10 protein-coding genes and 1 pseudogene are annotated in these 11,789 nt (G+C 69.3%); 5 read left to right on the top strand and 6 right to left on the bottom strand.

Annotation, left to right across the window (positions count from 1 at the left end; all coding sequences use genetic code 11):
* The first annotated feature begins 83 nt into the window (after positions 1 to 83).
* On the top strand, positions 84 to 395 hold the full coding sequence (locus tag ACFRIC_RS40600; RefSeq protein WP_382796918.1) for a MerR family transcriptional regulator: 312 nt from the start codon (positions 84 to 86) through the stop codon (positions 393 to 395).
* Positions 396 to 878: 483 nt separating this feature from the next.
* Here ACFRIC_RS40600 and ACFRIC_RS40595 read toward each other — a convergent pair whose 3' ends face one another.
* A complete protein-coding gene (locus tag ACFRIC_RS40595) occupies positions 879 to 1,181 on the bottom strand; it encodes a putative quinol monooxygenase (RefSeq protein WP_382796916.1) in 303 nt (100 codons plus the stop codon).
* Between the two features lie 216 nt (positions 1,182 to 1,397).
* On the opposite strand from ACFRIC_RS40595, the pseudogene ACFRIC_RS40590 reads away from it, so the two are divergent.
* Positions 1,398 to 1,627, top strand: a pseudogene (locus ACFRIC_RS40590) (SCO5918 family protein); the annotation flags it as partial.
* 114 nt (positions 1,628 to 1,741) lie between these two features.
* Here ACFRIC_RS40590 and ACFRIC_RS40585 read toward each other — a convergent pair.
* From ACFRIC_RS40585 to ACFRIC_RS40565, 5 genes are all read right to left on the bottom strand, one after another.
* Positions 1,742 to 2,101, bottom strand: a complete 360-nt coding sequence (locus tag ACFRIC_RS40585) for a hypothetical protein (protein ID WP_382796915.1) — start codon at positions 2,099 to 2,101, stop codon at positions 1,742 to 1,744.
* A gap of 432 nt (positions 2,102 to 2,533) precedes the next feature.
* Positions 2,534 to 3,544, bottom strand: a complete 1,011-nt coding sequence (locus ACFRIC_RS40580; protein ID WP_382796913.1) for a DUF5914 domain-containing protein — start codon at positions 3,542 to 3,544, stop codon at positions 2,534 to 2,536.
* Positions 3,541 to 4,575 (bottom strand): phytoene/squalene synthase family protein, encoded by a 1,035-nt coding sequence (locus ACFRIC_RS40575; protein ID WP_382796911.1) that lies wholly within the window; start codon positions 4,573 to 4,575, stop codon positions 3,541 to 3,543. The genes ACFRIC_RS40580 and ACFRIC_RS40575 overlap by 4 nt, the downstream gene beginning before the upstream one ends.
* A complete protein-coding gene (locus ACFRIC_RS40570) occupies positions 4,572 to 6,113 on the bottom strand; it encodes a phytoene desaturase (RefSeq protein ID WP_382796909.1) in 1,542 nt (513 codons plus the stop codon). The genes ACFRIC_RS40575 and ACFRIC_RS40570 overlap by 4 nt, the downstream gene beginning before the upstream one ends.
* A complete protein-coding gene (locus tag ACFRIC_RS40565) occupies positions 6,110 to 7,417 on the bottom strand; it encodes a polyprenyl synthetase family protein (RefSeq protein WP_382796908.1) in 1,308 nt (435 codons plus the stop codon). Before ACFRIC_RS40565 ends, ACFRIC_RS40570 begins: the two co-directional genes overlap by 4 nt.
* A 293-nt stretch (positions 7,418 to 7,710) precedes the next feature.
* Between ACFRIC_RS40565 and ACFRIC_RS40560 the strand changes: the two genes are divergently transcribed.
* From ACFRIC_RS40560 to ACFRIC_RS40550, 3 genes are read left to right on the top strand one after another with little or no spacing between them, the layout of a single operon-like run.
* Positions 7,711 to 8,901, top strand: a complete 1,191-nt coding sequence (locus tag ACFRIC_RS40560; protein ID WP_382796926.1) for a lycopene cyclase family protein — start codon at positions 7,711 to 7,713, stop codon at positions 8,899 to 8,901.
* Positions 8,902 to 8,941: 40 nt separating this feature from the next.
* Positions 8,942 to 9,673, top strand: a complete 732-nt coding sequence (locus ACFRIC_RS40555; RefSeq protein ID WP_382796907.1) for a class I SAM-dependent methyltransferase — start codon at positions 8,942 to 8,944, stop codon at positions 9,671 to 9,673.
* Positions 9,670 to 11,235, top strand: coding sequence for an FAD-dependent oxidoreductase (locus ACFRIC_RS40550; RefSeq protein WP_382796905.1), 1,566 nt, complete (start codon positions 9,670 to 9,672; stop codon positions 11,233 to 11,235). The genes ACFRIC_RS40555 and ACFRIC_RS40550 overlap by 4 nt, the downstream gene beginning before the upstream one ends.
* The last annotated feature ends 554 nt before the right edge of the window (positions 11,236 to 11,789 follow it).

Here is an 11,789-nt window from a genome sequence, read left to right as displayed (position 1 = left end):
CCGGCGGATGGTGTAGCAGTTCCTTCGGGGCCCTGGCACACATGGTGCCAGGGCCCCTCCACGCGTTCCACGAGAGAGGTGCAATGACAGCAGACTCGTACGGCCGGCTCGACGACGACGACTACCCCGCCTACACGATGGGCCGGGCCGCCGAGATACTCGGCACCACTCAGGGCTTCCTCCGCGCGATCGGCGAAGCCCGACTGATCACCCCGCTGCGCTCCGCCGGCGGCCACCGCCGCTACTCCCGCTACCAGCTGCGCATCGCGGCCCGGGCCCGCGAACTCGTGGACCGGGGCACTCCGATCGAGGCCGCCTGCCGCATCGTCATCCTCGAAGACCAACTCGAAGAAGCGCAGCGCATCAACGCCGAATACCGCCGCGCCGCCGGATAGCGGACCCACTGCCGGCGCCCCGTGTGAACAGCGCGAACCGTGTTCCTTGCGGAATCAGTTCCCCGGAGTGGAGGGGGAGCCCGTGCCGCCGGGGTCCAGGGCGGAAAACGCGGGCGAACAACCCTTGGACCCCCGTCGGCGGAGGCGCGGCCGGAGAATCAGCTGCCGATTCCGTCGCCGCGACGAGCACGGGGACCGGCATGCTGCCGCCCCGCTCAACCTCTCCGACCGCATGCCCGGACGGATGCTCCACTGCCTCCAGCGACGTGAGCTGTTCGATGAAGACACCGCGCTCCCGACTGCCCTGGCCGCTGCGGCTTGACGACTTGGCGCCGTGAGGTGTCCACGCGCTCAGAGCACCAGCGGGGATGCAGCGGTCGGTTGTGCGGGCTCATCGGGGCCTGTACTTGGCGGCCGAGAAATGTCTGAGCAGCAGGCCGATGAACCGGCGATGGAGCTCGCTGCGTCATCCTCTCTCCGGGGTCACGTCGGGAGCTTGGACGCCAGTACGTCGACGTTCTCGATCACAGGCGACACGGTGAACAGCTCCGTCGCCCGCTCCCCGAGCGCCGCGCCAACGCCTCCGGCCAGGTGCGCCTGCCGACCCGCGTCGTCGGGAAACACGTCGAAGATGCCGAACGTGGACCTGTCGAACTGGACGGCGAACCAGGCGCGGGTGTCGGGCTCCTGTTCGACGATCGCCTGCGCGTCGGTCAGGAACTGTGCCACTTCTGCTTCCTTGCCCGGTTTCGCCTCTACCCGGACCAACAGCCCGACACGCACCATGGCTCCTCCTTCGATCGTGCCTTCATGTCAACTCCTCTGCGAATATCGCAGCGTGTGGGGCACTTCGATCTTCGGGACACGCCGATTAGGGCACTCTCTTCACGGGTGGGTCTCTGGCCGTCGGAGCAGAGCGGCGCAGCGTGTCGGCCCGTTCGGCGAGCGCGTTCCACACGGGCAGGCGCAGCGTCCCCGGGCCGGCCGCGGGAACTGGCCCGGGAGCCGGGCTCCGGCGAATCCGTGATCCCGGCCGCCGCCACCGCCCCGTCAAGCAGGTCGGCCAGGTCATCACCCGCCAGGACCGCCGTGACGTCAGCGCCGCCGAAGTCCTCCGCGCGATGACGCAACTCGGCTTCACCTGCCGCTGCCGCGCCCTCTCCGCAGCCGCAGCGGTGCGCGTCCTGAGCCCGCTTCAGCACGCTGGCGCGATGCTCGGCACTCCCGTGTCCGTCCGACCGGCCCGGGGTAACGAGGCCTGCCGGTACCTGGACCGCGTGGGGGCCCGGCAGGCACGTGCCTGCCGGGCCCCCACAGCTTGCAGCGTGTTCTTCCGGGGTGATGGCTCAGTGGTCGGAGTAGCTGAAGTCGCCCATGGTCCAGGCGCTGACGTCGGCGATCGCGACGCGGTACATCCCGCCCGTCTCCGGGATTCCGACCGTGCCCTGCAGGATCCGGGCCACATGGAAGTGCAGATGCGTGGGCGGTCCGTCGTCTTTCGCGGGGGTGTCGAAGACGGCGGCGAACTCGCCCAGACGAGCGGAATCCGTCAGCACGTCCGACACCCTCTGCCTCCACACCGCTTCGGGAGCCAGCCGGCCGGTGATGACGGCACCACCGGTGACCACGGTCAGGGACATCTGGTTGCTCTGCCCGGACTCCACCACGGTGGCGATGTCAACGAGCAGGTCGTCAGGCTTGGACATGGGGAGGATTATATTTGCTGGCCGCCAGGCCCCTAGCCGGGTGGTGACAGCAGGCACGGCGGATGTGGACGGCCTGTCGCGAAGCCCCGGAAGGTGACTGGGACGGCGCGTGCGAAGTGCTCGACCATGGTCAAGGGGAGCTGGATTCCTGCGGGCCAGACCGCGAGGCCACGCGTCGTCTGCCCGGAACGTCGTTTCCTTCCTGCGAGGCGTCTTCCGGCGCTATGGCCGGTCGGCGTAGGTGTCATGTTGCTGCCAGAACCGGGACGCCCGCCGCCTGATGGGTGACGACTACCCGGCGACCGCCCAGCGCACCGTCTTCACCTCCCTGCACACCCACGGCGCCCCGAGCAACCCCTCGCCGGGCGAGGGCATCCCTACGGCCGGATGCAGGCGGCCCCAAGGCCTGACGCCGACGTCACCTGGCTCACGTCATGCGGGGAAGCGGCCTGTGGAGCGCAACTGCCAGCGCCGCTCGGCGTAGGCGAGGTCGTCACGCCACAGCCGGCCGGCTGCTGCCCGCATGAGGGGGCGCATCAGTGGAGCTGCACTGCGCGCTGCGGCGAAGCCGCGCCGGCCGGAGGTGGCCACGATCGCCTCGATGACGGCTGTCCGTGGCCTGCCTCGCTCGTCGGGTCCGAGCGGGGTCGCGTGCGTCTCGACGACCGAACCCTGGCCTTCGCCCTCGGTGATGTGCATGACGACCGTGCGGGAGTCGGGGGCGGTGAAGACGGCACGCACGGGGACGACGAGTCTCCCTGTGAGCTTGAAGGAGACGTCGACGGTGAAACTGTCCTCGGCCGCGTCCTTTCCGGGGGTGTCGAGGACGGTGAGGTCGACGAATGAGTAGGGATGGAACCAGGCGCCGTGCCACGGATCCAGCCGATTGGCGATGATGTCCTCCGGCTCGCAGGTTCCCAGACCCGAGTAGACGGCTGACACGGCGTCTGCCAGTGAGGGCCGCACGGGCAGCACGGGCGTGTCCAGCGGTGGTTCGCCGCCCACGGTGTCCAGGCGTACCCAGACCAATAGGCCGTCATCGTGGACGGGCAGGGGCTCCCAGCCGGCGAACGGCTTTCCGTTGAGAGCGAGTCCGTGCCAGTGACAGACGAGTGTGCCGCAGCGCACCGGGCTGTCCCGCAGAGGTGCACCAAGGTGCGGGCAGATGCCAGGTCCGGCGGCCAGCCGTCCATCGCCGTTTCGCCACACGACGATCTCCTGCCCGGCGACAGTGCGGGCCAAGGGACGGTCCGCGGGAATGTCTCGGGCGGCGCCGATGACGTACCAGTTGCCGGAGGGACGGTTCTGAGCCCGTTTGAGAGCATGCGCGATGACAGCAGGGCGGGCTTCGCGCCAGGTCGGATGCTGGTGCTCCCACGGTACGGGGGAGCGGCGCAACGACAGGGGGAAGCGTCTGCGCGGGGCTGGGGGGCCGGAGTTCATGCCACCTCCACCGGTACAGGCTCTACAGGCTGAGATGGGTGCGTGGCACTGCTGTGGGGGTGCTCCTCAATCTCAGACGGCGTCGGCCGAGCAGCATGGCGCGTTCGTACCCGTGCTGCGGCGACGCGCACCAGGCCGTCGATGGCGACGGCGGCGCGGCGTCGTCGGCTTACCGCAGTCCGTCGGTGCACGACCGCGTAGCCGTCCTCGGCCACGGCGTCCAGGATTCCCCCGTAGAGCACGAAGGCTGTCCGGATGCACGGACGGCTGATGGGGTCGAGCATCGCGATGCCGGGCGCCGCCTGACGGTACACACCGCGAGTGAGGTCTTCGAAGGCCTTGAGCGCCGCAGTGATGCGCGGGTCACGGCGGCCGGTGGCCCTGCTCCACTGCAGCAGGTCCCGATCGACTGCGTGGGCTGCCAGGAGGTTGGCAGGAAGGTAGACGCGGCCGCGGTCGAGGTCCTCACCCACGTCCCGCAAGAAGTTGGTCAGCTGGAAGGCGACGCCGAGTGCGGCGGCATGCGGTTCTGCTTCCTGGAGCGGCACCACGGTGCCGAGGATCGGCAGCATCTGCAGTCCGATGACCGCAGCCGAGCCGTGCATGTACCGGCGCAGATCTTCGTAGGTCGGGTAGTCAGTGACGTCAAGGTCGCTGCGCATGGAGTCCATGAAGTCGCTGAAGTGGCGGGGGTCGATGTCATACCGGCGGGCCGTGTCGGCGAGCGCCATGACGACCGGTTCGGAGCTGGTCGCCTCCTGCAGGCCCTGTTCCAGGCCTGCTTGCAGGCGGGCGAGGTGTGCCGAACGCTGTTCCGCGGTGTCCGTGGTGTCGAGTGCGTCGACGATGTCGTCGGCCCAGCGGGCAAAGCCGTACAGGGCGTGAACGGCAGGCCGGCGCTCGGGGGGCAGGAGCCGGGTTGCGAGGAAGTAGGTTTTGCCGTGCCGGGCGTTGAGCTGCCGGCAGCGTGCGTAGGCGCTGCGCAGTGCGGGGTCGTGGATGCCTGCCGCATCGAGTTCACGCTCGCTCAAGGAAGCCGTCCTTCGGTGGGGGAGATGGCCTGGCGCGGACGGACGGGCCTGCGGACGTGGCCACCGGTGATCCGGGCGGCGGCGAGTTTCCCGGAGATCAGGACCGTGGGTACTCCTACGCCCGGTGTGGTGCCGCAGCCGGCGAGGACGGCGTTCTCGGTGCCGCGAACCAGGTTGCGGGGGCGGAAGGGGCCGGTTTGAGCGAAGGTGTGCGCCGCGGAGAACGGGGTTCCCGCAGCGTGGCCTTGGGCGTGCCAGTCCGCGGGCGTGACGAGGCACTGCTCGGTGATGCTGGAGCTGATGCCGTCGAGACCGCGCTGCTCGAGCTCTTTCAGGATGCTGTCGCGGTAGCGCGGGGCGAGCTCGCCCCACGCGCCGGCCTTGGGCCCGATGTCCGTGTTCGGGCAGGGGGCAAGGATGTAGTGCAGGTGCTTGCCGGGTGGTGCGAGGGACGGGTCCGTGGCCGTTGGGCGAGTGATGAGCAGGGACGGATCGCTCATCAACTGCCCGGTGCGGGTCAGTTCATCGAAGGTGCGGCTCCAGGAGGCCCCGAAGGACAGTGTGTGGTGGCCGAGACCGGGCCAGGTCTGAGTGGTGCCCGCGTGCAGGATGACGGCGGACGGCGAGTTCTGGATCCGTACCGGCCGGTGGGGTGTGTGGCCCAGGAGGCCGTAGGTGACGGGCAGATCGGGAGTGAGGACAACCGCGTCGCAGGGGATGCGGTTCGTGCTGGTGACGACCGCGGTGATGCGATGGCCGGAGCGTTCCAGGTGGGTGACGTCCTGCCCGAAGCGAAGGTCCGCGCCGGCTTGGGCGGCTGCGTCGGCCATGGCCTGTGGCAGGGCGTGCATGCCGCCGCGGGGGAAGTAGACGCCGGCGATCGTGTCCATGTAGGCGATGACGGCGTAGGCGGCCAGCGCGCGGGCGGGCGGGATGCCCGCGTACAGGGCCTGGAAGGAGAAGATGCGGCGCAGGCGCTCATCGTGCAGGTAGCGTCCGATGCGCGTGTCCAGCCTGCCGAATCCGCCCAGGGCGGCCAGTCGGGCAAGGTCGGGTGTCAGGAGTTGGAAGGGCGAGTCGAAGTTGGCGTCGATGAAGTGGCGCATCTGGGCTTGGTAGAGGCGAGTGAGCCAGTCGCGCAGGCGCCGGTAGCCTGCTGCTTCCCTGGGTCCGGCGAACCGTTCGACTTCCGCTTCCATGGAGTGGGGGTCGGTGTGGACGTCGATGCTGGTGCCGTCGGCGAAGCGGGCCCGGTAGGCGGGATGAAGAGGGATGAGTTCAACGCGCTCGCGCAAGGAGTCGCCGACCGCGGCGAAAGCCTCGTCGGCAAGCTCCGGCATGGTCAGCACGGTGGGGCCGGTGTCGATGTGGTAGCCGGCGCGGTGAAGGCGTCCGGCACGGCCGCCGGGCAGCAGATCACGCTCCACCACGGTGACTCGGCGACCGGCACCCAGCAGATGCAGCGCGGCCGAGAGCCCTGACAGGCCGGCCCCCACCACGACGACGTGGTCCGTGCGTCCGGGGATGGTCCGGGTCATCGGCCGGCCCCCTCGGCGCTCACGGTGAGAAGCCGGGATCCGGTGCGAGGGGAGGAGGCGGTCGGTCCGTGCGCAGGTGCACTTGGGACCGTGGGAATCCCGGCGGCAAACTGCAGGAGTTCCCGCAGATGCCTGCGGCCCTCGGGCTCGAGCGCCGCTCCTTCGAGGTGGCGCATGCCCTGCGCGGCCAGTCTGCTGATCTTTGCTTCTGTTGTCGCCTGCGCGCCGGTGGAGATGAGTACCTCCCGCACCCGGGCGAGACCCTCTTGTGAGAGTCCGGGACGGCCGACTGAGTTGCGCAGCACGTCCAGGGAGCTGCGGTCGTTTCGGGCCTCAGCCCGGGCCTGCGCGACGGCGATGAGATAGGTGGGCTTGCCCGACCGGATATCACTGCCCGACGGCTTGCCGCTCTGCTCTGCCGTGCCGAAGACGTCCTGGAGGTCGTCCCGCAGTTGGAAGGCGATGCCGACGCACCGGCCGGCTGAGCACAGGGCCGCCGTGGTGGCGTCGTCTGCATCTGAGAGGGCGGCGCCGAGGGCCAGCGGCCGCTCGACCGAGTAGAGAGCACTTTTGAGGCAGGCGGCGCGGATCGCGTGGGCCAACGAGCGTGACGAGGTGCTCTGGCCTTGAAGGTCCAGGTATTGGCCGGCCACCATCTCCGTGCGCATGGCGCTCCACAGGCCGCGCACCCGTCGTGCGCGGGTGGGGCAGAGGTCGGTGTCGACAAGCACGTCGTCCGCCCACGCCAGCGCCAGGTCCCCGGCGAGGATGGCCGCCGACTCGCCGAAACGTTCTCGGTGCGCGAAGGGCACGGTGTCGGCGTACTGAGCCTCGACGTCCGCGTGCAGGGCGGGCTGCCCGCGGCGGAGCCGGGAGCCGTCCATCACATCGTCGTGAACGAGCGCGCAGGTCTGAATGAGTTCCAGAGCGCACCCCAGACGCAGCGCAGCCTCCGCATCGCCGATCCCGCCGCCGCACGCGCGCAGCGCCCACCACAGGAACTGGGCACGTGTGCGCTTGCCTCCGCCCAGGGTGAAACGAGCGACACGATCGGCGAGATCGTGAGCGAACACCGGGTCGAGGGCGGTTGCCTGCGCGGCGCGCTCAGCCAGCAGAATTTCGAGGTGACGTTCGACGGCTGCGGGCACATCCGCGTCAATCCTCTGCAGCTCCTGGAAGCCCGCCCAGGTCGAGGAATCAAGCCGCTGTGCATTCCGCTCAGCTGAAGTTCCCTGCTGGGAAGCGTGCGCCGAGCCGGGCGGCGCTTCGACCGCACGGTGGGCGTTCGGCTTGCTGGGACGCATCCCGGATCCTCTCAATGTGATCGCAGCTGGCCTTTCCTTACGCTTTCCGCGCCGGTGGGGGGCACGGATGCGCCAGCCGAGGGAATGCGAAGCCGCGTGCCGCACTTCCGCGAGCGAGCCCTGCCCCTTGCCCTGCGCAGAGTGAGCACGGCGGGCGCGCAGAGAGCCGTCACCCGTCAAGCTCTCAGCGCGTCCTGCATCCGGAGGGCCGCGTCAGCGGGAATCATTTCGACCACTTCTGCGGGATGCGATTCGACCACTTCTGCGGGATGCGACAAGAGAGGGGAACGCTCGTGCTCAGGGCGGATGTCGCCATTGTGGGTGCGGGCGCGGCGGGACTCTCCCTCGCCTACCTGTTGTCCGACCCGCCCCAAGGAAGGCGTCGGCTGTCGGTGCTCCTCATCGACGCCCCGCCAGGTCCCCTGCGACCGCCGCGCCGGACCTGGTGCTTTTGGGAGCCCGGTCGGGGCTGGTACGACGACGCCGTGACCGCGTCCTGGCAGAACTTGCGGGTTCATTCCCGCGCCGGTCAGAGCCTCACGAGTCACATCGCACCGCTGCGGTACAAGATGATCCGCTCCGACGACTTCGAGAACCTGATCGCTCACAGCCTCCAGCAGAGCGACAACGTTCAGTGCATCGAGGCGACGGCCGAAGCAGTGGAGGGCATTGCTGGCGGGGCCCTGATCTACGGTCGAACCGCAGACGGTCAGCCGTTGCATGCCCGGGCCCGGTGGGTCTTCGACTCCCGCCCGCTGGGCAGCCTCCCCGCGGGCCGCACCACCTTGCTGCAGCACTTCCATGGCCGGTTCGTGGAATCCGATCAGCCGATCTTCGACCCCGGCACGGCCGAACTGATGGACTTCCGCACGCCGCAGCCCGCCCAGGGCCTCTCCTTTGGCTACGTACTGCCCACCAGCCCCACGTATGCCCTCGTGGAATACACCGAATTCTCCCCCCAACTCCTGTCTCAGCAAGCATATGAAGCCGCCCTGAGCCACTACACCCGAGATGTTCTCGGTCTGCCGGACCTCAAGGTCGTCTCGACCGAGACGGGCGTCATTGCCATGACGGACGCACCCTTCACCCGGCAGACCGCACCGTCGGTGTTCCGGATCGGCGCAGCAGCAGGTGCGACCCGCCCGTCGACGGGATACACCTTCGCCGCCATCCAACGCCAGATCCAAACAGTGGCCAACGCACTGCTGTCCGGGCGGAACCCGCGGCCACCCGCTGCGCACTCCGCCCGCTCCCGGACCATGGACGCCGTCATGCTGCGCGCCCTGGACAGCGGCCGGGTCGGCGCCGACTTCTTCAGCCGCCTGTTCACCCACGTCCCCATGGAACGACTGCTGCGCTTCCTCGACGGCCGTACCTGCCTCCACGAAGACCTCGCCGTGGGAATTCGCACCCCCGTGCTGCCCATGCTGCGATCCGCCGCAGAACTGCTGTACCTACCCCGCCGCCCCTTCCCCCGCCCGTGATCCGGCGGCGGATCCCCCTGTACCTGCTCAAGGAGATTGCATGACTGTGCTCCGCGACGCGGACCTGGCCGCCGCGTTCGACCACGCCGCCCGCAGCTACGACACACTGGTGGCCGCCAACCCCGGCTACCACGCACATCTGCGCCGCTCCGCGCGCCGCCTGGGCTTGGCGGACGGCGGCCGCGGCCTGCGCGTACTGGACCTGGGGTGCGGCACCGGTGCCTCGACCGCCGCACTGACAGCGGTGCTTCCTCACGCCTCGGTCACGGCTGTCGATGCTTCGGCCGGCATGCTGGAACGCGCAGCTGTCAAGCCCTGGCCCGGCAACGTCACGTTCGTCCACGCCCCGGCGGAGCAGCTGACAGAGGCAGTCGGGGGAGCCTACGACGCGGTGTTCGCCGGATACCTGTTCCGCAATGTCGCCGACCCCGACCGTGTGCTCGCATCGGTGCATGGCCTGCTGGCCCCTCATGGCCGGCTCGCGGTGCACGAGTACACCCTCAGCGGCCGGGCCGGCCACCGAGCGGTGTGGACGGCCGTGTGCGCCGGCATCGTCCTGCCCGTCGCCACCGCCCTGGGCGACGGGCAGTTGTATCGCCACCTGTGGCGCAGCGTTGTCGAATTCGACACGGCCGAGGAATTCGCACGCCGGGTCCACTCGGCCGGCTTCGACTCCGTTCGGGTGCTGCCCTTGCCGGGATGGCAGACCGGCATCACCCACACGGTCATCGCCCGGCGCGCCACCGGCGACGACGAGGCCGTCGGCCGATGAGGGCGCCGAGGCCACGAGACATCGCCCGACGCGGCAGAGACCGCCGGGCCCACACGCTGCTGCCCCGGCCCGGCGCCCCACGCGTCGACAGCGAGCGGCCGCCCACCACCGCCGTCGTGGGCGGAGGAATTGCCGGAATGGCGGCCGCTACCGCCCTCGCCGAACGAGGCGTGCGCGTCACCCTCTACGAACGCGAGGCGTCACTCGGCGGGCGCGTAGCGGGCTGGCCGGTCACCCTGCGCGACGGCACCACGACCACCATGAGCAGAGGCTTCCATGCCTTCTTCCGGCAGTACTACAACCTCCGCGGGCTCCTGCGCAGGACCGACCCTGGGCTGCAGCGGCTGACCGGCCTTGCCGACTACCCCCTGCAACACAGCGGTGGGCTGCACGACAGCTTCCGCAAGGTCCCTCGCACACCACCGTGGAGCGCCATCGGCTTTGTCGCCCAGAGCCCGACCTTCACCATCCGTGACCTGTACCGCATGAACCCCCGCGCCGCCCTGCCCCTCCTCGACGTCCGCGTACCGGAGGTCTATGAGCAACTCGACGGCGTCAGCGCATACGACTTCCTGCAATCGATCCGCTTCCCCGAAGCCGCCCACCACCTCGCCTTCGAGGTCTTCTCCCGCAGCTTCTTCGCTGATCCTCGGCACCTGTCAGCGGCAGAGATGGTGCTGATGTTCCACATCTACTTCCTCGGCTCCGCCGAAGGACTTCTCTTCGACGTACCCGACGAACCCTTCCCCGACGCGCTCTGGAGACCGCTTGGCGACTACCTGCAGGGCCACCGTGTCGACATCCGGCTGTCCACCCCGGTCGCGACCGTCGCCCCCACCCACGAGGGAGGCTTCATCGTCGAGTGCGGCCAAGAGCGGTGGTACGACTCCGTCGTGCTGGCCCTGGACACTGCCGGCCTGCAATCCATCGTCAGCAGTTCGCCGGAACTCGGCCACACGGCATGGCGCCAGAGCGTTGCCCGGCTGCGGACGGCACCGCCCTTCCTTGTCTCGCGTCTCTGGCTCGACCAGCCCGTGGCCCGCGATCGCCCGGGCTTCCTTGGCACCAGCGGATACGGAACCCTGGACAACGTCAGCATCCTCAACCGATGGGAGGGCGAAGCCTCCCGCTGGGCGGCTCGCACCGGCGGCTCCGTCGTCGAACTGCACGCCTACGCCCTCCCGCACAACTGCGCCCGCGACGTGGAGCAAAAGCGGTTGCTCACCCAGCTTCACACCGTCTACCCGGAGACACGGGCCGCCCTCGTGGTGGACGAACGCCGCGAGTGGCGGAGCGACTGCCCGCTGTTCCCGGTCGGCGGGTACACCGACCGTCCCACCATCCGAACCAGCCACCCCGGCCTGGTGATCGCCGGAGACCTCGTGCGCACAGAGCTGCCCGTCGCCCTCATGGAACGCGCGGCGACGAGCGGCTTCATGGCCGCCAACGCATTGCTGGAACAGTGGAATGTCCAAGGACAGGCTCTGTGGACGGTGCCCCGGCGAGGCCGCAATGCTGCCTTCAGGGCCACGACGATGATGGGCACGTTCTTCAATGGGTAGCCGAATGGCTTCGTGGACCGACCGCAGCAACTCATCAGCCGATACGAAAGCCGGAGACGCGGGCCGGCGGGATCAGTCCGTCAGCCCGCGCCGGGGCCAAGGTGACTGTCCACCGCTTGTGGCATTCGGTGGGCTACTGCGTCCCCGACCGCCCGACACAGTGGCGGGCTCCTCTTGGAACATCAGCCCTGAACTCCTGGCCGGCCTTCGGCTGTTGTCACCGGCGACTTCTGTACCGGAGGCACCTCCCGGGTCCCACCGCGGGTGGGGCCACAGGGCAACGGTCCTTACCGGGACTCTTGCAAAAAGCCCGCGTTCACGCCGGGGATGAATGCATCGCAAGACTGCACCGGCGCCCCGCACCGAGGATGCTGCGAGATCCAGGAAGACTGCGCCGCAACTGCCGCTGCAGAGCCGGAGCGGCGGCGCCGCCCCCCTGGCTGGCTCTGCGGGTCTCGCATCGGGTGTCCGAGCGTGCACGGATGGGCGCAAGCCCTGCCTGAACGGATACGTCCGGGTACTTCGGCGGCGCATGTATCCGTCCAGGCAGGACC

Origin of the sequence: Streptomyces sp. NPDC056738, assembly GCF_042790435.1 — a bacterium.
GTDB lineage: Bacteria > Actinomycetota > Actinomycetes > Streptomycetales > Streptomycetaceae > Streptomyces.
Note: the sequence above shows the minus strand (reverse complement) of the source record. Positions and strands in the feature narration are given on the sequence as shown.